Origin of the sequence: Paenibacillus sp. USHLN196 (assembly GCF_037144955.1) — a bacterium.
In the GTDB taxonomy this organism is placed as follows: Bacteria; Bacillota; Bacilli; order Paenibacillales; family Paenibacillaceae; genus Paenibacillus; species Paenibacillus xylanexedens_C.
In genome coordinates this window covers 105900-126471 of record NZ_JBBCYH010000012.1, presented here as the reverse complement: position 1 = coordinate 126471, position 20572 = coordinate 105900, and the positions used below count along the sequence as shown (strand labels likewise).

Annotated in this window: 22 protein-coding genes; 19 read left to right on the top strand and 3 right to left on the bottom strand. The window is 46.8% G+C overall.

What is annotated here, in order from left to right:
* Window positions 1-73: 73 nt before the first annotated feature.
* The 5 genes from thiD to WFI24_RS25185 all read left to right on the top strand — a co-directional run bounded on the left by thiD (window position 74) and on the right by WFI24_RS25185 (window position 4632).
* Complete coding sequence (thiD, locus tag WFI24_RS25205; protein WP_145325859.1) at window positions 74-886, top strand: bifunctional hydroxymethylpyrimidine kinase/phosphomethylpyrimidine kinase; 813 nt, start codon at window positions 74-76, stop codon at window positions 884-886.
* A gap of 254 nt (window positions 887-1140) precedes the next feature.
* On the top strand, window positions 1141-1821 hold the full coding sequence (locus tag WFI24_RS25200) for a response regulator transcription factor (RefSeq protein ID WP_336764793.1): 681 nt from the start codon (window positions 1141-1143) through the stop codon (window positions 1819-1821).
* Window positions 1818-3566, top strand: a complete 1749-nt coding sequence (locus WFI24_RS25195; RefSeq protein WP_336764791.1) for a sensor histidine kinase — start codon at window positions 1818-1820, stop codon at window positions 3564-3566. The genes WFI24_RS25200 and WFI24_RS25195 overlap by 4 nt, the downstream gene beginning before the upstream one ends.
* Window positions 3567-3587: 21 nt before the next feature.
* Window positions 3588-4133, top strand: coding sequence for a CDP-diacylglycerol--serine O-phosphatidyltransferase (pssA, locus tag WFI24_RS25190; RefSeq protein ID WP_336764790.1), 546 nt, complete (start codon window positions 3588-3590; stop codon window positions 4131-4133).
* Window positions 4134-4146: 13 nt separating this feature from the next.
* Window positions 4147-4632, top strand: a complete 486-nt coding sequence (locus WFI24_RS25185) for a DedA family protein (RefSeq protein ID WP_336764789.1) — start codon at window positions 4147-4149, stop codon at window positions 4630-4632.
* A 268-nt stretch (window positions 4633-4900) separates the two neighbouring features.
* Here WFI24_RS25185 and WFI24_RS25180 read toward each other — a convergent pair whose 3' ends face one another.
* Window positions 4901-6091 carry a cation:proton antiporter gene (locus WFI24_RS25180; RefSeq protein WP_336764788.1) on the bottom strand — a complete coding sequence of 397 codons (1191 nt, stop codon included), beginning with the start codon at window positions 6089-6091 and terminating at the stop codon, window positions 4901-4903.
* 386 nt (window positions 6092-6477) lie between these two features.
* Between WFI24_RS25180 and WFI24_RS25175 the strand changes: the two genes are divergently transcribed.
* From WFI24_RS25175 to WFI24_RS25150, 6 genes are all read left to right on the top strand, one after another.
* Window positions 6478-7050: a DUF420 domain-containing protein gene (locus WFI24_RS25175; protein WP_336764787.1), complete on the top strand. Its 573-nt coding sequence runs from the start codon at window positions 6478-6480 to the stop codon at window positions 7048-7050.
* Window positions 7051-7123: 73 nt separating this feature from the next.
* A complete protein-coding gene (gene gpmA / locus WFI24_RS25170; RefSeq protein WP_336764786.1) occupies window positions 7124-7867 on the top strand; it encodes a 2,3-diphosphoglycerate-dependent phosphoglycerate mutase in 744 nt (247 codons plus the stop codon).
* Window positions 7868-8017: 150 nt separating this feature from the next.
* The gene (locus WFI24_RS25165) at window positions 8018-8185 is read left to right on the top strand and encodes a hypothetical protein (RefSeq protein ID WP_336764785.1); all 168 of its coding nucleotides are present in this window, start codon (window positions 8018-8020) and stop codon (window positions 8183-8185) included.
* 172 nt (window positions 8186-8357) lie between these two features.
* Complete coding sequence (locus tag WFI24_RS25160; protein ID WP_336764784.1) at window positions 8358-9266, top strand: aldo/keto reductase; 909 nt, start codon at window positions 8358-8360, stop codon at window positions 9264-9266.
* Window positions 9267-9351: 85 nt separating this feature from the next.
* On the top strand, window positions 9352-9678 hold the full coding sequence (locus WFI24_RS25155) for a thioredoxin family protein (protein ID WP_145325850.1): 327 nt from the start codon (window positions 9352-9354) through the stop codon (window positions 9676-9678).
* 210 nt (window positions 9679-9888) lie between these two features.
* A complete protein-coding gene (locus WFI24_RS25150; protein ID WP_145325849.1) occupies window positions 9889-10071 on the top strand; it encodes a hypothetical protein in 183 nt (60 codons plus the stop codon).
* A gap of 269 nt (window positions 10072-10340) precedes the next feature.
* On the opposite strand, the gene bacA is transcribed toward WFI24_RS25150, so the two are convergent.
* Window positions 10341-11150 carry an undecaprenyl-diphosphate phosphatase gene (gene bacA / locus WFI24_RS25145; RefSeq protein WP_145325848.1) on the bottom strand — a complete coding sequence of 270 codons (810 nt, stop codon included), beginning with the start codon at window positions 11148-11150 and terminating at the stop codon, window positions 10341-10343.
* 214 nt (window positions 11151-11364) lie between these two features.
* On the opposite strand from bacA, the gene WFI24_RS25140 reads away from it, so the two are divergent.
* The 5 genes from WFI24_RS25140 (at window position 11365) to WFI24_RS25120 (ending at window position 14862) form a co-directional block, all read left to right on the top strand.
* Window positions 11365-11997, top strand: a complete 633-nt coding sequence (locus tag WFI24_RS25140; protein ID WP_336764783.1) for a TetR/AcrR family transcriptional regulator — start codon at window positions 11365-11367, stop codon at window positions 11995-11997.
* A 117-nt stretch (window positions 11998-12114) separates the two neighbouring features.
* Window positions 12115-12966, top strand: a complete 852-nt coding sequence (locus WFI24_RS25135) for a substrate-binding periplasmic protein (RefSeq protein WP_442956262.1) — start codon at window positions 12115-12117, stop codon at window positions 12964-12966.
* Between the two features lie 32 nt (window positions 12967-12998).
* Entirely contained in the window at window positions 12999-13643 is a 645-nt protein-coding gene (locus WFI24_RS25130; protein WP_017692207.1) for an amino acid ABC transporter permease, read from the top strand.
* Window positions 13644-13659: 16 nt separating this feature from the next.
* Entirely contained in the window at window positions 13660-14406 is a 747-nt protein-coding gene (locus tag WFI24_RS25125; RefSeq protein ID WP_336764781.1) for an amino acid ABC transporter ATP-binding protein, read from the top strand.
* A gap of 33 nt (window positions 14407-14439) precedes the next feature.
* A complete protein-coding gene (locus WFI24_RS25120; protein ID WP_145325844.1) occupies window positions 14440-14862 on the top strand; it encodes an OsmC family protein in 423 nt (140 codons plus the stop codon).
* 93 nt (window positions 14863-14955) lie between these two features.
* Here WFI24_RS25120 and WFI24_RS25115 read toward each other — a convergent pair whose 3' ends face one another.
* Window positions 14956-15567, bottom strand: a complete 612-nt coding sequence (locus tag WFI24_RS25115; RefSeq protein WP_336764779.1) for a TetR/AcrR family transcriptional regulator — start codon at window positions 15565-15567, stop codon at window positions 14956-14958.
* Between the two features lie 141 nt (window positions 15568-15708).
* Between WFI24_RS25115 and WFI24_RS25110 the strand changes: the two genes are divergently transcribed.
* The 3 genes from WFI24_RS25110 to WFI24_RS25100 all read left to right on the top strand — a co-directional run bounded on the left by WFI24_RS25110 (window position 15709) and on the right by WFI24_RS25100 (window position 20483).
* Complete coding sequence (locus WFI24_RS25110) at window positions 15709-16887, top strand: MFS transporter (protein WP_336764778.1); 1179 nt, start codon at window positions 15709-15711, stop codon at window positions 16885-16887.
* A gap of 217 nt (window positions 16888-17104) precedes the next feature.
* Entirely contained in the window at window positions 17105-18895 is a 1791-nt protein-coding gene (locus tag WFI24_RS25105; RefSeq protein ID WP_336764777.1) for a sensor histidine kinase, read from the top strand.
* Entirely contained in the window at window positions 18888-20483 is a 1596-nt protein-coding gene (locus tag WFI24_RS25100) for a response regulator transcription factor (protein WP_336764775.1), read from the top strand. The genes WFI24_RS25105 and WFI24_RS25100 overlap by 8 nt, the downstream gene beginning before the upstream one ends.
* Window positions 20484-20572: the final 89 nt, after the last annotated feature.

Below are 20572 nucleotides of genomic sequence, written 5' to 3'. Positions count from 1 at the left end.
AGATGCCATTGACATCCGCTCGTACAAGGGATAGGATAATGTCAACTGAGACACGAAGGAGAATGCAACTACCATGACGATTCCAAAAACATTAACAATAGCTGGTTCGGACACGAGCGGCGGTGCAGGTATTCAAGCTGATTTGAAAACTTTTCAGGAGCTGGGTGTGTATGGCATGACCGTACTGACTACGGTTGTGGCAATGGAGCCCGATACATGGGATCACCAGGTCTTTCCTGTTGAATTAAATGTGGTTGAAGCGCAGCTTCGCACTGTTCTGGACGGCATCGGTTTCGATGCAATGAAGACAGGTATGCTCGGTTCTGTAGATATTATTGAACTGGTAGCGAAGCATATTCGCCGCAGTGGTCTGCCACAGATCGTTATCGATCCGGTGATGGTCTGCAAAGGTACTGACGAAGTACTGCAACCGGAAAATACGGAAGCGATGATCGAATTCCTGTTGCCAGGTGCTGATCTGGTTACACCTAATCTGTTCGAAGCATCCCAACTGGCGAAGAGTGGACCGATTCGCTCCAAAGAACAGATGGAAGCAGCGGCAGCAGCAATTCATGCCCATGGCTCGAAGCATGTCCTGATCAAAGACCGAGGTGTGATTAACCCGGGTAAAGCAATGGATCTACTCTATGATGGAACCAACTACGAATGGTTTGAAGCCGATGTTGTCGGCTCCGGATATACGCATGGTGCGGGCTGCACGACGTCTGCGGCGATTACCGCAGGGTTGGCGCGTGGTCTTACAGTGAAAGAGGCTGTTCGTGAAGGTAAAGCCTTCGTGACCAAAGCGATTGCTGGCGGATTCCCGCTGAATCGTTTTGTTGGTCCTACACTTCATGTGGCACACCGTCTGGAGCAACAACGTTAAGTGTTGCCAGGGAGCGCGCAGTCGTAGCGCATCACTTCTGGATAACACAAATCGATTTCATTCAAGTAGCTGTCAATGAGCAGGAAGTTGCTCGTTGGCAGCTTCTTTTTTGTGCGCATTTTGATAAAAATTAGTAACTTTTGGCTTATATTAATCGTATATATCATGGGGTTCATTCCAAAACATGTATGGACACATGAACGACACATAGAATAGGTATGTTATCATCAGAAATCTAAAAAGGAGAGTCGGCCATGATCAGAACAGTGCTTCTGGTGGAAGATGAAAGCCGCATTCGTGAGATTGTGGCCGATTATTTCATAAAAGAACAATGGAACGTCTTAGAAGCAGAACATGGAGTACAGGCATTGGAACTGTTGGCATTGCATGAGGTGGATCTGGTTATTCTGGATGTTTTGATGCCTGAAATGGATGGATGGACATTATGCGGGCATATTCGTTCCCAATCCACCGTACCTATTATCATGCTGACTGCACGGTCTGAGGATGACGATAAAATTCATGGATTCCAGCTGGGCGTAGATGATTACGTCACGAAGCCATTCAGTCCACGTGTGCTGGTTGCACGTGCAGAGACCTTAATGAAACGGGTTGAAGGTTCAGTTGCAAGAGAGCAGGGTGTGATTCGCTTCGGTCAGGTAATCCTTGATCCATGGGCACGGCGGCTGGAGAAGGACGGGGTTGAAGTTGAGCTTGCACCAAAGGAATATGATCTGTTGCTCTATTTGGTGCGAAATGCAGGCATTGTATTGTCACGGGATTCCATTTTGAATCGGATCTGGGGATTTGATTTTGAAGGGGACTCGCGTGTTGTGGATACTCACATCAAGAAGCTTCGCAGTAAACTGGGTGAAGAAGCCAAGTGCATCCGGACAGTAATTGGCACCGGGTATCGTTTCGAGGCAGAAGCATGAGAAGAAATGGCGTAACGATGAAGCTATTCCTGGTCATGGCAGGATGTCTGGTTCTTTTATACGGAACGACGGTTTTTGCCCAGTTAGTCTGGTTTCCCGACTTCTATCAGCATCAAAAGGTCAGCAGTATGAAGAAAAAGCTGTCCAAGTTCGAACAGCAATACTCCAATGGGCATTGGAGTGATTTGCAACTAGCCAAGGAGACGGGGAAGTTCATGCGTCAGAATCAGTCGCATCTGGTCATTCTGACGAATACCGGAAGACTGGTTAATGATCCTTTCCACATTACGCTGCTTCAGGAGGACGGGAGTTACGTGAAGGTGTCCTTGTCCTTGTTTATCAATAGTGAGAATGCAGGCTGGATAACGTCCCATCTGAAGTATGGGCAGGAACTGACGGTGAGAGGCCCGGCCAGTGGGGCCATGGTATATCCTTTCAAAATCCAGGATGCCAATTCTGCTGCTTGGGGAACAGAAAGTTTTCAGGAATCGATTGAACCGGTGCAGGAATGGTCAGGCGTATTGACCGAGGTTGTTCTTCCCAATCTGGCAACGTGGAGTCAGAGACAGGGACTGCTGGTGCAGGCACTGGATAGTCGGTTCCCATTATCCACCGAAGACCAACTTGCCTTGGCTAATGGCAAAATGCTTAATGAAGAGTGGACGGATAGCTGGAGCGGTGTTCGCAATGTCATCACCATTGCTCCAGTGCATCGTTCAGGACCTGAGCAACAACTGATCTTCTCGCTCACTTCTCTGCAAGAGATGAGGGAAGCAAATGAGGCAACACGTTTGTTTTATGCATATTTTGGTATTGGCGCATTTGTATTGATTCTGTTATTGGCATTGCTCCTGTCCCGAATTGTAACGAAGCCGCTCCTGGCCTTGAACCATGTAGCCAAGAAAATGTCTACGCTGGATTTTACGGTGAAATCACCTATTCGGCGTAATGATGAAATCGGCAGCCTGTCCAATAGTCTGAATGCATTATCGGGGACCTTGGGCCAGACATTGGAAGAACTGAGGCAGGCCAACACACAGATGCGCACGGATATGGAAATGAAGCAGCAGATTGAACAGCGTCAACGCAAGTTTTTTGCCGATGCATCGCATGAACTCAAGACGCCAATCAGCATTATCAAGGGATACTCCGAAGGGCTTAAGGATGGCGTGAGTGAGAACAAACGGGAGCGTTACATTGAGATCATCGCTGATGAGGCGATCAAGATGGAAACGATGGTTGAAGAGATGCTGGATCTGGTGCGACTGGAATCCTCAGCAATTCAATTGAATACAGATGCTGTTGCACTGGCTGACATGATTGAAGATATCGCCGGCCGTCTGGGTCCGCAATTGAAGGACAAAGGATTGGATGTGGTGCTTGTATCCACAACAGAGCAGACGGTGGAGGGTGACCGAAGCAAGCTGGAGCAAGTTATTTTCAATATCATGATGAATGCTATACGTCATGCGATACCACATACCGATATAACTATTGAGATCAGCAGACGTGACGGTTTTGTTCACATTACCATTGAGAACAAGGGCGAGCAGATTGCTGAAGCTGAGCGGCAATTTATATGGGAGAGGTTCTATCGGGTAGAGCGCTCACGTAATCGCAAAATGGGGGGTACCGGGCTCGGCCTGGCCATTGCGAAGCAAATTCTCGATCTGCATGGATGCAATTATGGAGTGGAGAATACACCGGATGGAGTCCGTTTTTATATTATTTTTCCTAAAGCCTAGTACGAAAGGGAGTCAAATCTTATGAAGTCTTTACCATCGATTTTAACCTTGGGAAATCTGAGTTCAGGCATGTTGGCAGTCATTATGGCTATTCATGGTGAGTTCGCCCTGGCTGTAATGATGATATGGGTAGCGATGTTCTTTGATCTGTTTGACGGGTATGCGGCTCGCAAATTGCATTGTGAAGGTGAGTTCGGCAAAGCGCTGGATTCCCTCGCGGATGTAGTTTCGTTCGGAACAGCCCCTGTGCTGATTCTGTACCTGAACTCGATGAATGAAGTGAGCGTGCTGGGGATGGCACTGACTGCATTGTTTCCGGTGTGCGGTGCATTGCGTCTTGCTCGTTATAACTGTCAGAAGACAGCAAGCAGTGGTTTTGTCGGGATGCCGATTACATTTGCAGGGGGCCTGATGTCCTTTTTCGCGCTCTGGAGTCCTTATTTCACGCATGGTGTAGCCTTTCTTGTCATTATTGTACTATCTGGTCTCATGGTGAGCCAAATCCGATTCCCATCACTAAAACAAGTGCTAACCTCTCATGAGAAGGATATTGTGGAACCGAAATAAGGAGCGAGTCAGTATGGAATTTGCAAAAGAATTTATTGGTCAATATGGATATTTCGCAATATACGGACTACTGGCTCTTGGTGTCATTGGCATGCCGATTCCGGATGAGGTGATGATGACTTTTGTCGGATATCTCGCCTCCATCTCGGTATTGAATTACTCCGTATCCATCGCCGTCAGTTTCGGTGGGGCATTCACCGGCGGATTGCTCAGCTACATGATCGGCAAGAAGGCGGGCAGGCCGCTGGTTGAAAAATACGGCAAGTGGGTCGGCGTCAATGCCAAACGATTCAGCAGGGTGGAGTCGTGGTTTCTCAAATATGGATATTGGTCCATCATCCTGGGTTACTTCATTCCAGGCATTCGTCATCTGATGTGTTGTTTCTCTGGAATTAGCAAGATGGCCATCGGCAGGTACATCCTCGTATCGGGCATTGGTGCCTTTGTATGGTGTGTTGCCTTTATCTCCATTGGTTTTTATGTCGGTGTGCTAACTTAAAATGGGACAGCCTGTTGCAACAACAGGCAAAGATCGAAGACCTCTTGAGTGTAAGGTGGTCTTTTTTTGTTTTTCTATGTACGGTCGGAGGCACTCACAGAATTCTAACGAACAGGATAATTTTATAAAAAAAAGCCGCTTAGACCACCTTTCCCTTCGCATAGAAGAGGAAATGGATCAAAGCGGCGTGTACTTTACGACCGGTATATTTCATTTTATATAAGCAAGTATAGCGTTAAATACAATACCCTTCAATATTAGTTTACAGTTACCCACTTAGATGAGATTCTTCAATTCCTCGTTCGACTCGCTTTTCCCCTTTTTTACGTGCAAAGGTGATTTTGAGGAGTGGTGGAGTGACCAGTGTAGTCACAATGACCATGATCACGACGCTCGTGAAATATTCCGGATCAAGTAATCCGGAAGCGAGTCCGGTCGAAGCAATAATCAGTGCAACTTCACCTCTTGAAATCATTCCTGATCCAATGGCCAGAGATGATACACGATCAAATCCGGTAAGGCGTGCACCGGCTCCACCGCCAAGAAGTTTAGTCACAATGGCGATAAGACTGATAACGACAATAAACCAAATCTGTGAACCCACACCATCAAAGGTAACATTTAAGCCGATACTCACAAAGAACACAGGAACAAATATTCCGTAGGCGATCGGTTCAAGTTTGGTTTCGACTTCATGTTTGAAATTGGTTTGAGAGATGGCGATACCAGCGGCAAATGCACCAATAATTCCAGCAACACCCATCCACTCTGCAAAGTAGGAAAATCCGAAACAAATGATCAGTCCCGCAGTAATAACGGTCTCCGTTACCTTCAGTGGCGCCATCCACTTCATAATTCGTGGAACAAGGAACCAGCTGGCAGCGATGATGATCACAAAGAATAACAGCTTTTTACCAATGAGCAGAGTGATCGAAGTATCTCCTCCACCTGTACCTAACAAGCTCATCATAACGGCAAGAATGACGACGACCAGGACATCATCGACGACAGCTGCACCAAGAATTGTTGTACCCTCACGTGAGCTGAGTTGATCCATGTCTTTCAGTGTCTGAACCGAAATACTGACGGAAGTGGCACAGAATAAAAGTCCAAAGAACAGTGCGTGTGTCTGTGACATCCCAAACGCTATGGCCGAACCGTAACCCCCGATAAAGGGTAATATGATACCGCCAACCGCTACGGCAAAGGCCGCCTTCCAGTTTTTCTTCAACTGCTCCAGATCGGTTTCCAATCCGGCAATGAACATTAGCAGCAGTACCCCGATCTCGGCCATATAATGAACGAAATCACTTTGCTGAACCCAGCCGAGCAGTGCAGGCCCGAGGACGACACCCACAATCAATTTTCCCAATACCGATGGCTGACCCAATCTTACGGATAAATCACCGGCAAGTTTGGTAAAGATTAGAATAAGTGCAAGAACCAAAATAAATTCCATAGGTGTGCTCCTCTCCAGTAGTAGCGTCTATAGGTTAACCAGCCCAAGGGCGATCCATTCTCAGCTTCAAAAAGACAAAAAGGCACAGAAAGGCACAGAAAGGCATTAGGAAAAGTGCCGTTCTGTGCCTGAAAAAGACAAAGAGGGGCCCTTGGTGACAGGCTCCTCCAGTTTCAACGCGTATGTGATTAATTGCATTAATTATACCACAAATATGGACTTGGGTAAATGGGAACCGGATTGGATTTGATTGAAAATAGCCGCAAAGGGACATTTTATAGTGAAGTGCTCAGGTTTTTGTTCAGAGTGTTGTCACTTAACAGCCCGGAATTGCCGAGATATAATGATATAGAACATAGAAGTTAGGATATGAGGAGGATTTTGCATTGGGCAAAAATAACAAAGGGGAATCGAACATTCCATCCCCGACGAGCAATAAAAATTTCGCAGGCATCATTATCACGATTTCCATTCTCGCTAATGTCATTATTTTATTATTGTTCTTCGCACCGTCCATTGGTTACAAAGGTGATGTAACCTTTGATATTACGGTGTTACCGCGTTTTAATGCCGTGTTTAACAGCTTTACCTTCATCTTCCTGCTCGCAGCGCTTATTGCAATTATCAAGCGGAATGTGAAGCTGCACAAACGCTTCGTTCTTGCTGCATTCTCAACGACACTGTTATTCCTTGTGACATATCTGACGTTTCATTACCTCTCACCAGAAACGTCCAAATACGGCGGCGAGGGCATCATTCGTTCCATCTATTTCTTCATTCTGATCACCCATAGTATACTGGCAGCCCTGATCGTTCCTTTGGCGTTGTTCACACTTGTATGGGGTTGGACGAATCAATTGAAGAAGCACCGTAAAATTGCACGTTGGACTATGCCGATCTGGTTATATGTCAGCTCTACAGGTGTTGTAGTATATCTCATGATGGCACCATATTATTAATGTTATGAACGTTTAACTGTGCTAATTAGTTTGACTTGCGGGTAATGTTTCCATGGAAGGAGGGTTCACGGTTATGTACAGAGTTGTTTTGATTCGCCATGGACAGAGCATGTGGAATGTGGAGAACCGATTTACCGGTTGGACAGATGTCGATCTGACGACGGATGGTTACGGAGAAGCTCGTAAAGCAGGGAAGATCATGAAGGAACAGGGGTTTGATTTTGATTGTGCCTATGCATCTGTGCTGAAACGTTCGATTCGTACACTCGATATTGCGCTGGATGAGATGGACCTCATGTGGATTCCCATTACGAAGACATGGAAGCTGAATGAACGCCATTATGGTGCGCTGCAAGGACTGAACAAACAGCAAACGGCCCTGAAGTATGGAGAAGACCAAGTGAAGGAATGGAGACGCTCCGTTAGTGTATCTCCCCCGGCACTGGACGAAACCGATGATCGATATGTGCAGGACCTGGACAAGTACAAACGGCTTGATTGCACTATTCCGTTTACGGAGAATCTAATGGATACATCGAAGCGCGTGCTGGATTACTGGAATGCGGAAATTAAACCAATGGTGTCAGCTGGCAAAAGAGTGCTGATCTCTGCGCATGGGAACACGCTTCGTTCACTCGTCATGCATCTGGACCAACTGTCCGAGGCTGACGTCGTGGCTCTCAACATTCCGACAGGCATTCCACTGGTCTATGAATTGGATGAAAATCTGCATCCCATCGGACACTTTTATCTGACTGCGGATGGCTCGACCTATAAACATGAAGAAATGACTCATGTGGCAACACCATCTGATTAATTAGTTGGAAGTGAGTAGATGACCGCTGAATTTTAATTCGGAGGTCATCTTTTTTTGCGCGATCAAGCTTTCACTTCGTTTCGTTTTCCTCTCAAAGGGTAATTGTCAAACAAGACACGATGTACATTTATCCTGAAGGAGGAGAAGCACATGTCTAAAAGAAGAGGAATCATTATGACGGCTATCGGAGCAGGCGTAACTTACCTGATGAGGAACAAACAAGCAAGAGATAAGTTGTTTAGTACCGTCTCCGGTATGATGAAAAGCTCCAATTCATCTCATGCAAGCAAAACCAGACCACGCGTTGAAGTGAAATAGATTTTGACATACTCATTTAATTCATATGCCTATCATGAGAAAACCTGGAGCTGTAGTAGTTCCAGGTTTTTTGGTGTCAAAAGCAAACCTTGGCTCTAGTCTGACATGCGATTTTTGCCAGCAAGAATGATACAATGGATACTTGCAGAACGTAATGGAAGGAGATGCACACATGAAGAAAAATCATTTGGGTACATCCGAATTGATGGTGTCTGAGATTGGCCTGGGCTGTATGTCTCTCGGAACCGATATAACACCTGCCGTAGCTCTAATTCATGAAGCTCTGGATCACGGCGTCAATCTGCTGGATACAGCCGATCTGTATGACGCAGGGCGTAATGAAGAAATTGTAGGACAAGCGATTAGAGGACGTCGGGACCATGTCATTGTAGCCACCAAAGTAGGTAATCGTCGTATTGCCGGCAAAGAGGGTTGGTCGTGGGACCCGTCCAAAGCTTACATTAAGCAGGCTGTCCATGAAAGTTTAAAGCGACTGCAGACGGATTATATCGATCTGTATCAGCTGCATGGCGGTACGATGGAAGATCCAATCGAAGAAACAATTGAAGCCTTCGAGGAGCTGAAACAGGAAGGACTTATCCGTTATTACGGCATATCCTCCATTCGTCCGAATGTGATCCGGGAATATGTGAAAAGAGCTTCTATCGTCAGCGTCATGAACCAATACAGTGTGGCAGATCGCCGAGCAGAAGAGGAAGTACTGCCTTTACTTGAGCAAAACGGTATTAGCGTAATCGCTCGTGGACCTGTAGCCAGTGGGGTGCTGGCCGATTCCGGATCTGCCAAGGCAGAGAAAGGTTATCTGGATTATACGCCAGAGCAACTGCTCACGATTCGGCAAGGGCTAAGTCGTCTTGTCACGGACCAACGCAGTATGGCTCAGACGGCTATTCGTTACGCTTTATCCCATCCTGCGGTAGCAGCTGTTGTCCCTGGTGCAAGTTCAAGAGATCAGTTGCTGCATAATATTGCCGCTTCGAATGCACCTGAGCTCACAGCTGCGGAAATTCAGGAAATACGGGGACTCAGTCCCGCTAATCTGTACAAACAGCATCGTTAACTCCATCCAGCCTATTTTCAATTGTAACTATACGAGGTACAATGAAGATCAGCCAAAAAAGGAACAGATAAGGGAGAGAAGACCTATGGAAAGAATTCAAAGTGAACAACAATATCTGGATACCATTAACTCTGATGGTTTTACCGTCATTAAATTTGATACAACCTGGTGTCCGGATTGCAAAAACCTAGATCGCTTTATCGGGGACGTTATCGACCAGCACACAGATAAAACCTTCTATGCCCTGGATGCAGAAAAGTTCCAGCCATTTGCTGACGAGAATGGTGTACGCGGCATTCCAAGCCTGCTCGTTTTCCAGAACGGCAAGAAGATCGCACATCTGCATAGCAAATGGGCTAAAACACCTGCTCAAATCTCCGAGTATTTGGAGACGCTTGAATCCAAAGTTTAATTCGTTTTGCGTTCATGTAGTCAGAAGCATTTAAACAGAAGCTACAGATTAAACCCCTTCCTATTGCATCACTTGGGAAGGGGTTTTTGCTTTTGAAAATGGTACGGAAAACGGAATAGGAAGATGGAACGGGGGCTGTTTAGAATTTGTTCAGTGTGTCTCTGTATACTAGGTGTTACAAACTGAATACTGGAGTGAAACGAGATACTTATGAACAAAACCATTTTTGAAGAAATGCACCAACTCAGCCATAATGATGACCAAAGGTACAGATTGTTAATGAGAGGTGTAAAGCAACTGTTACAGGAACAGAAGCAAAATAGATATAATCTGCTGGAGAAATTAAAAGTTCGGAAGAAACAAAGGAATATTCAAGTGAAAGAGTGGTATTAAGCCAGAAGACATTTCAGTAGTAAACATGAATCTGGTTCCATGTTACATAGTACACCTAGTCCGCATCCCGAGTGATCTAACCGATCTAAGCAAGGAACTAATGAAGAATAAGACTGCTTCTAATTTCAGATATTCGTGTGACTCTGAAACCACAACAGAACTATGAAACAACAGAAGCACAGCATAGAACACAAATATGGCGGCCTCGTTCCAAAGGGAACATGGGGCCGCCATTGCTTTTGCCTGTCTAAATAAATTGAATTGTAAGGTTACATCAAAATAATAAAGAACACGGCTGCCAGTACGAAGCGATATACAGCGAAGACGGTCAGACTCAATTTTTTCAAAATGGACAAGAACGTCTTGATCGCAAGCATGGCGACGATGAAAGCAGCGATGAATCCGATCGCGAAGATCGGGAAATCACTACCGTTCAGGTGATCGATACTCTTGTACAGGTCATATCCCGTAGCACCAATCATAATGGGTACGGACACGAGGAATGTGAACTCGGCAGCAGCTACACGGCTTACCCCTGCAAAGAGGCCGCCTGAGATCGTTGACCCGGAACGGGAGAAGCCTGGCCACAACGCCAAGATCTGAAATATCCCAACTACGAATGCCTGTTTGTAGGAGATATCATCGACATCATGGGTAGTAATCCGTGCACTCTTGCGACTCCAGCGTTCTGCTACAATCATCAATATACCACCAATAACTAGGCTGTACAGCACTGTCTCCGGACCAAATAAATGTGCTTTGATCCAGTCGCGGAATACAAGTCCGATGACTACGGCAGGAACCATCGCCAGGAAGATATGTCCCAGATTGAGGCGGCGGGAATAAGATCGTGTCCCTCCAGTGAAGCGGAACATATCAATGAATTTGTTCCAGTAGAGTACAACAACAGCAAGTACAGCTCCGAGTTGAACAACCACCTCAAACGTTTTGACTGACTCGTTGTCCTCCGATAAACCCAGCAAGTGGGCAGTCAGAATCATGTGTCCAGTAGAAGACACGGGCAAAAACTCAGTCAAACCTTCGATGATGCCCATAATAATGGATGATATAATGTCCAATTCTCTTCCTCCTTGAAATGCAGATGACAGCACAGGCTGTCCTGCTTGACAATGCTTGTTCATCTGAACAAGACTATCACCTATTATGATCACAAATGCACTCAACTTCAACTTATGCTTGTAACCATTTGTTTAAAACTATATTGACAAAAACCTAGTTATCCCATAGGATATAACTTAACTGACTGACTGATCAATCGGGAGGGTTACATGAATGACCAAAATTAACGGTTTGGAACCCGGAGAAGAACGCCGGGACCAGATAATACGCATAGCGATGGAACGGTTTGCGACGCAAGGCTACCATCAGACGAAAATTTCCGATATCGTCCGTGAAGCTGGTGTTGCGCAAGGAACGTTCTACTGGCACTTCAAGAGTAAAGAAGCCATTGCTTCGGAGATTGTATTAACGGGCAAGGAGAAACTGCTTGAAGCGATTGGGCAAGGCTACCGCAAGGATGCCGGATCGGTAGAGGATATGGTGAAAGCATCGGAAAGATTATTCACCGACTTGTTCTCATTTGCTGCGCAGAATCGTTATTTTATGGAACTGTTGCTCACAGGCATCGTATCCGAAGAATCCGTACAACGTCTGGTTGAGGAGACACGTAATGCCGTCGAGACTGCGTTCCGTCACAATATGGAACGTGCTATCGAGCTCGGCATGTTGCCTGAGGACATGGATGTGCCACTTCGGGCAGCGCTGCTGGTGAGCATGATTGAAGGTATGATATCGCGCTGGTTATTCGGCTCCGATGAGTTGCACAGCAAGTTCTCTGCCATGACAGCTTCAACGCTGGCAGCCGAGGCAGCAAGCTTTGAGTTTTATGGACTCCTGGGTAGATAAGATTCACATGATTAAGCAAAGAGCAGGGAATAATGGGTACAACTGCGGTTTAATGGACAACGAAATAACCAAATGTACACCATGAGATGAATACACGAATGAGAGGAAGTTAACGTAATGAACAAAACATATGGATCGAAAACTCGTAAAAGCTGGTCTTTGACAGCTATTCTGCTGATGACGGTGCTCATACTTAGCGCTTGTGGAAGTAAGGCAACAGACAATGGAGGCACGAACGGTGCACAGGCAAGCAATGAACTGGAGCAGATCAAGTCTGCTGGTGTCATCAAAGTGGGCATGATGGGCACATACGCACCGTACAACTTCCTGAATGAAAAGAAAGAAATGGATGGCTACGATGCCGATATCGCACGTGAGGTTGCCAAGCGTCTGGGTGTAGAGGTTGAATTTGTATCCCAGGAGTTCTCCGGTCTGACTCCAAGTCTCCAAGCCAAAAAGCTGGATGCCATCATCAGCCAGATGACCATTACCGATGATCGTAAGAAAGTACTCGATTTCAGTGATCCGTATATTACGAACCAAGTTAAAATTATTGTAAAAGAAGACAATAACGATATTACCAAGCTGGAAGACTTCAAAGGTAAAACGATTGGCGTAGGTCTGGGTACGAATGATGAGTCATATCTGCGTAATGAAGTGTTGCCGAAAGTGGGAGACTTCACGATTAAAACCTATGACGATGTGATCTCTTCACTCAAGGATCTGAATGCTGGACGGATTGATGCAACAATCAACAACATGTATGCGCTGAAACCGATTGTGGATGCCAACGGATTAAATATCAAAGCTGTAGGTGAACCGATTAAGAGTGATCAGGCAGGTATTGCTGTTCGCAAAGACAATCGGGAACTTGTTGCTGCACTGAATGATGCCCTCAAAGGCATGAAGGATGATGGCACGTACAATACCATTTTCAAAAAATGGTTTGGTGAAGAGCCTGCGCAATAATGAACCTGCAAGGCGAAGGGAAGATTTGACCCATGGAACTGGTATTTGAGAATATCCCCTTCTTTCTGAAGGGGGCTTACTATACGCTGTATGTAACTGTGATCTCCATGTTTTTTGCGTTCATCATCGGGGTGCTCGTTGCGATTGCTCGTCTGAAGGGACCGATGTGGCTTAGATTGATCGCAAGATTCTATGTATCCATCATGCGGGGAACGCCGCTGCTGGTGCAATTATTCGTCATTTATTACGGATTGGTCGATTATGGAGTGACCTTGGGATCGCTCACGGCTGCATGTCTGGGACTCAGTCTGAATGCAGGTGCGTTTCTGTCGGAGACGTTCCGTGGAGCTATTCAGGCTGTACCTAAAGGACAGACGGAAGCTGCATATGCAACGGGAATGACCCCCGCTCAAGCGATGAGACGGATTATCTTCCCGCAGGCTGTGCGCATTGCCATCCCGCCGATGGGTAACACGTTTATTGGCATGTTGAAGGAAACATCACTTGTGGCGGCGATTGGTGTTACCGAGTTATTACGGTCAGCACAACTGCTGGTATCACAATATGCATTGAACATGCCGTTTTATCTGGCCATCGGTGTGATCTACTGGATTATGAGTATCGGCTTCTCAGCCATTCTGGAACAAGTGGAGCGCCGGCTGGCTCGGGCTTACTGATGGGAGGAGAGAAGCGATGATTACAACAACCGGACTTACCAAACGTTTTCAGAAAAATGAAGTACTTACGAACATCGATCTGCATGTCGATGCCAAAGATATTGTTGTATTGCTTGGCCCAAGTGGTTCCGGCAAGAGTACCTTGCTGCGCTGCCTGAATGGACTGGAAGAGTTGTCCGGAGGACAGATCGAAGTGAACGGTGTTGTGGTCAACAGTGCTGATCCGCTGCGTGTCCAGCGTGCCCGAGTATTGGAGATTCGTCGCCAGACCGGCATGGTATTCCAGCAGTTCAATCTGTATCCGCACAAGACGGTGCTGGGTAATGTGATGGAAGGTCTCGTTACGGTAAAAAAAATCAAACGTGACGAAGCAGCCGAACGCGGCCGGATTCTGCTGGATCGGGTGGGCCTGTCAGACAAGCAGGATGCGTATCCATCCCGATTGTCCGGTGGACAACAGCAGCGGGTTGCCATTGCACGTGCACTCGCGATGGAGCCGGAAGTGATGCTGTTTGATGAGCCGACTTCAGCCCTTGACCCTGAATTGGTTGGAGAGGTACTTTCCGTCATGAAGGAGCTGGCAGAGGAAGGCATGACGATGCTGGTCGTGACACATGAATTGAAGTTTGCCCGTAATGTGGCGAACAAAATCGTCTTTATGGCGGACGGATCGATCGTGGAAGAGGCAAGCCCACAGGCTTTCTTTGAGAATCCGAAGCAAGAACGCACTCGTCGTTTCTTGCAACAAATTACTGAATTCTAACGAAACCTACGAAGAAGAAAGAAGGATAACATCATGAATGTAACAACCGTATGGAAAGGCAAACGAGCGTTTACTTCCGAAGGACCGTCTGGCTACGCGGTTGGCATGGATGCCACTGCTGCTTATGGTGGTGACAGCAAGGGAGCGACCCCGATGGAGTTGTTACTGGCGGGTCTCGGCGGCTGTATGGGAATCGATATTACGATGATTCTGGACGCATTTTTGGACAAAATTGAATCGATTGAGATTGAAGCGCAAGGCACACGCAGCGAAGAGATGCCTAAAGGCTTCACATCCATTGATCTGATCTTCAAAGTAGATGGTGATATCCCGGATTATCGAATCTGGAAAGCCATCCAGATGGCTGAGGAAAAATATTGTGCAGTCTCCGCTTCGCTGAGCGCCGATATTCATCCGAAACTGATCCTGAATGGGGTAGACACACCTCGTCCTTAACACATATGAGTACATCTTATACTGAGAAGGCACTTCCAATCGTGGGAGTGCCTTTTTTGGCTTTTCTAACCCATCAACAGTTCGTAGGTAAAGTCAGGCTGAATGTTGAACCATGTTCCAGATGCCCATGAATTCCGTGATAGCCTGATCGATCGTTGCATGAGGAACACCATCCCGGGCTTGTGTAGATATGCCTTGCATAAAGGTATCAAATACAGTGGTCAGCATGGCTACATTCGTGGAAGCAGGAATTTCACCGACATCCACAGCTCGCTGGATGCAATCCTGCAGGCGGTTGCGTGTCAGCTTTCTTTTCTCAGCGGTAATGTCACGGATATGATTGTTTTTGGAAGAACATGTGCTGGCTGACAGCACAATTAAACAGCCAGATGGATGTGCGCTGTCTGTTTGCATTTTTGCTGTGCTTCTTAATGTTGTTTCAATCGCTTCTCTTGGTGACAGCGTGAGATCCGAGAAGCTTTCTGTCACACGTCCAAACGTGCCCATATATCGTTCCACCGCTTCTTTATACAGCGCTTCTTTGGATTCAAAGGCTGCATAGAAGCTGGCTGCTGAAATATCCCCCATGGCTGCTCGAAGCTGAAGTAATGAAGTGGCCTCAAATCCTTGCTCCCAAAAGAGCATCATTGCCTGTAATAAGGCTTCATCCCGATCGAAAATGCGCGGACGTCCCGTTCTTGCCATAAGAGATTCCCCCTTTTTTCTTAATTATATACTAATCGATCCAAAAGTCATTGACAAGGTGAGACAGCCTGAATAATATAAAGAATGATCGATCCATAATTCGATTACTTGTTCCATACTACCTTAAAAGGAGCTGCACAGATGTCGGATATATCTTCTCATCGTTTTCCGTGGTTGGGGTTGCTGGCCCTGGCTATGGCGGGATTCATAGCCATTATGACCGAAACAGTTCCCGCGGGGTTACTGCCGCAGATTAAAGAAGGGCTGCAGGTCTCAGAGGCAGGGGCGGGGCAACTTGTCACCTTTTATGCTGTTGGGTCGCTGGTTGCTGCCATACCTGTGGCGTTGCTAACCAAGGGCTGGCGGCGGCGTCCGCTTTTACTTTTGTCCATTTTCGGTTTTCTTGTCTTCAACACCATTACTGCCCTTTCGTCAAACTATGTGCTGACACTATTCGCTCGCTTTATGGCCGGTGTTGCTGCAGGTGTCTCTTGGGGCCTGATTGGTGGTTATGCATTACGCATGGTACCTGATCATCTAAAGGGAAGGGGCATGGCTGTGGCTATGATTGGAACGCCGATTGCCTTATCATTCGGTGTTCCGGCAGGTACGTTGCTGGGTTCATTTATGGGCTGGCGCTCGGTGTTCTGGCTGATGTCGTTGCTGGCCTTTGTACTGATTTTCTGGGTGCTCTGGAAAGTACCCGACTACCCGGGGCAGTCAGCTGATAAACGCATCTCTGTCAGCCAAGTGTTGTTCACCCCCGGGGTCATTCCCATTTTGACTGTCGTTCTGGCCTGGATGTTGGCTCATAATATTTTATACACGTATATAGCTCCTTTTCTCGCCGATGTCGGTATGGAATCCAAGGTTGGACTCATTTTACTTGTATTTGGTCTGATGGCATTGGTGGGCATCTGGGTTACAGGCATATTTATTGATCGGTGGTTGCGTATGCTGGTTCTCATGAGTCTTGCGGGCTTTGCTTTGATTTCCCTCGTATTAGGTCTTTGGAGTGAGCACGTTGTTGTGGTCTTCGGTTCTGTTGCGCTGTGGGGTCTGACATTTGGCGGTGCGGCTACCCTGTTACAGACTGCTCTTGCTCAAGCTACTGGGGAACAGGGTGTGGATCTCGTCATGCCGATTAATACAACCGTCTGGAATCTGGCTATTGCCCTTGGGGGAATGGTGGGAGGTGTTCTTCTGAATCAAGGGGGAGCTTCGTCCTTTACATGGGCCATCTTGGCTTTATCACTGGTGGCTCTGATTGTTGCATGGCGTGCCAAAGGATATGGGTTCCGCCCATCTAGGGGTCACTAAACTACTGTCAGCAAAAATAATTCGGTAAGCCCGGTCGCCATGTTAATGGCGGCCTCTTCTGCTAAAGGTAGGCTTGCTTGTAGCCTGGCAATATATTACCCATTTCAATGACCATCCGAAATTTGGCGGTTATGTGGTATGATAAATTAAAAGGACAGGACATCCTGATCCTGCTCTTTATATGTAAGCGCTTATACAGGAGACGGAAGGTGCAGACATGTTTAAAAGGCTGATACGAACCACCAATAATCTCAAATTAAAGCATAAATTGCTCATTTCCTATGTACTGGTTGTCATGATCCCGGTTTTGATCGTCGGTCTTGCTGTGACCAGTTATTTTCGCCAGCAAGCTCTGGATAATGCGATTGGGCAGACAATCATCAATGTGGACAAGATCAAGAGCCAGACGGCGACCATGCTGCGTGTACCAACCGATATATCCAACCTGTTAATGTTTAACGCGGACCTCAAGGAAATCGTGAACAAACGGTACGAGAGCGTTGTGGAGCTAACCTCGGCTTATCTCGCATACAAAGATTTTCAGGAGTATAGGCGTTTGTACCGTGAGATCGCCGGTATTCGCTTTTACTCTACTAACCCAACCTTGATCAACAACCTCGAGTTCATCCCGGTGGACAAGAAGACGGAAGAGAGCTACTGGTACCAACAGGCATTGAAAACGACCAGCATCGGGTGGTTCTACATTCCGGATAAGGAAGACAATCCTGTACACAAGCTGAGTCTGGTGCGCAAAGTTCCTTTTGCCGAATATCGGACCGAGGGTGTGCTGATGATTGTGATCAATCAGGATGAGCTGAATGGATTGTTGCGTCAAGAACAGTTCGAGACGATGATTACGGACGAGCAGGGCTATGTGGTTGCAGCCAAGAATACCGAGCTGGTGGGTAAAACGCTGGATGAGCTTGATTTTGGTGTCGATCTTCAGAATCAGGCGAAAGGCACCATAGAGGGTGATTTCCGGGGGGAACCATCCAACATTGTTATTGATGAGCTGGGCCCTGGATCGAGTATGAACAGCCTGAAGGTGATTTCGGTTTTTGCCACCAAAAATATAGTCAAAGACGCCAACACCGTCAGCTTGATCGGCATGATTTTTATTATACTGGTGCTGGTCATCGCCCTACTATTCGTATATATTATCTCGTTCCTCACTTCGAACCGATTGTTGCGGCTGAGTAAACATCTCAACAAGCTTGCATTAGGAGATCTGAACGTGACTTCCCGAATTGATGGCAACGATGAGATTGGACAACTGTCACGACAGTTCAACTATATGGTGAAAAGTATCAATGAACTCATGACTCAGGTGGTAGAGGCAACGGAACAGAACAATCAATTGGAAATCGCCCAAAAAGAAATTAAACTGAAAATGATGGCGAGTCAGATCAATCCCCATTTCTTGTTTAATGCCCTGGAGTCCATTCGCATGAAAGCCCATATCAAAGGAGAAGCAGAGATTGCCAATATCGTCAGGCTGCTGGGCAAGCTAATGCGCAAGAGTCTGGAGATTGGCAGTGGAAAAACAACCTTTCGGGCTGAACTAGAAATGGTACGTTCCTATTTGGAAATTCAGAAATTTCGGTACGGCGACCGACTTGCGTTCCAGATCGACATTGATCCCGAGGTGGAGAAGATGTACATTCCCCCGCTCATTATTCAGCCTTTGGTTGAGAATGCGATTGTCCATGGTCTGGAGAACAAAGAGGGTACGGTCCGAGTTCATATCAGTATTCGTTTAGTACAGAACATTGTGCAGATACGTGTAGAAGATGATGGTGCGGGCATAACGCCGGAACGACTGGCTGAGGTGATGCAGTTCATCTGTGGACCGGAGGAACAGGAGAAGAGCCGGATCGGTATGCGCAATGTACATCAACGCTTAACACTGACATATGGGGAGCCATATGGATTGCAGATTACGAGTGTATATGGGGAAGGAACAGAGGTTTCTTTCACTTTGCCAGCAGGAGGGGACCAACATGTATAAAGTATTTTTGGTGGATGATGAACCGAGCATACGTGAGGGACTGACAACCATTATTGAGTGGGAGAAATATGGATTTCAAGTCATCGGTACAGCGGCCAGCGGGCGAGAGGCCATCACTCGTTTTGAAGAACTGGAGCCTGATCTGACCATTATAGATATTCGGATGCCTGGTATGACCGGGCTGGATGTTATTGCAGAAGTGCGCGTGAACCATCCAGGTTCGCACTTTTTGATATTGAGCGGTTATGCAGATTTTGATTATGCCAAGAAAGCCATCAGTTTTGGTGTGGATGGTTATCTGCTCAAACCTGTGGATGAAGAAGAGATTATAGGTGAACTGGAGCGTATTGCTGCGATACTGACCCGTGAACGGGAGACGATGGCGCGTCATGCAGGTGAAGATACCGTCTATCGGGAGCATCAGATCGAGGCTTTACTCTTTGACAGTCTGGAGGGTGCAGGCAGTATGGAAGAAGACAGCCTGGGTCTGCACTGGCCTCACTATCAGATCGTGCTGCTTGAGATGCATGCCGCCCCAGATTTGCAGCGGGGAAGTGTCATGAAACGCAAACTGATTGAAGCGTTTGATCAGAAGGATCGAGGCATCATATTTTCATTCCATTCCGGTCTGGGTCTGTTAAGCAAGGAAGTGATCACATCCGAGTCGTCTGCAAGGAATCTGTATGTTGAGCTGGAGGGACTGCTGGGAGAATGGGATATTCACATGTATGGGGCTGCGGGGGAACCTGTACAGTCCACAGCTGAGATTGCGCGGTCTTACACACAGGCGAATCGTACACTTGGGGAACGCTTCTTGTTTGCGGAGCAACGCATCATTTTATGGAATGAAGGTAGCGAAGGTGGAGGCGTTGGACCAGGAGTTGAAGCTGTGGACGGAGCACCTGAACCAGATGAGGAGGAACTTGCGGACAAGTTGTATTATGCGTTGGACATCCGCAGTAGTGAGTCGGTCATGCGGGTATTGGGTGAGATGGAAGAGCGTCTGGTTCCCTATCATCGGACAGAGCAAGCCATCAAGACGGCGTTCTCACAGGTGTTTTCTCTGGCGATCAACAAGCTCGCAGCGACGAATCAACATATGCACTCTATCATGCAGGAACATTCGGTTCTGATTAACGAAGTCTATCATCAATTCACGCTGTCTGATCTCAAAGTGATGGCCGCAGAACATTTGAACCGGCTTATTCAACGTATGGGTGGAGGCAGTAAGGATACCGTACTGAAGCAGATGATTGAATTTATCCAGCGTAATCCTGGTGAAAACCTCAAGCTGGAGGTACTTGCTGAAGTATTCAACTATAACAGTAGTTATCTGGGCAAGTTGTTCAAGAACCATACAGGAGAGTATTTTAATGTATTTCTGGACAAGGTCCGTATGGAAAAGGCCAAGGAATTGCTGGATGAAGGACTCAAGGTCCATCAGGTTGCGGCCAGAGTGGGATATGCGAACGTGGACTATTTCCACGGCAAATTCAAGAAGTACGTGGGGGAATCACCTTCCGCGTACAAACAAGCCAGAACCCAGTCCCTGTCCAAAGAATCTGCCACGGATATGAACGAAGAATAAGTATGAAATGCCGGGCTTTGCCCATGCTCATATAATAAAACGTTTTCGGGATCACTGGGCATTTTCCAGATTCATCATATTGTCCATGC